This is a genomic window from Bacillus nitratireducens (genome assembly GCF_036320425.1).
Taxonomy (GTDB): Bacteria; Bacillota; Bacilli; order Bacillales; family Bacillaceae_G; genus Bacillus_A; species Bacillus_A nitratireducens.
The window spans coordinates 342,898-343,259 of record NZ_JAUMJO010000005.1 but is presented as its reverse complement, the minus strand read 5'-3'; the positions used below and the strand labels follow the sequence as shown (position 1 = coordinate 343,259).

At 36.5% G+C, this 362-nt stretch carries 1 protein-coding gene; it reads left to right on the top strand.

Annotated elements, in window-relative coordinates; genetic code table 11:
• The coding region (locus Q3V31_RS20520; RefSeq protein WP_329766620.1) for a hypothetical protein at positions 1 to 362 on the top strand (362 nt) is incomplete at both ends.

Genomic DNA, 362 nt, shown 5'->3' with positions numbered 1-362 from the left:
AGGATAAACAAGATAAACCAGGTAAACCAGGTAAACCAGGTACACCAGATAAGCAAGACAAACAGGATAAACAAGATAAACAAGATAAACCAGATAAACCAGGTAAACCAGGTAAACCAGGTAAACCAGATAAGCAAGACAAACAGGACAAACAGGATAAACAGGACAAACAAGATAAACAGGACAAACAAGATAAACAGGACAAACAGGACAAACAGGACAAACAGGACAAACAGGATAAACAGGATAAACAGGATAAACAGGATAAACAGGATAAACAGGATAAACAGGATAAACAGGATAAACAGGATAAACAGGATAAACAGGATAAACAGGATAAACAGGATAAACAGGATAAACAG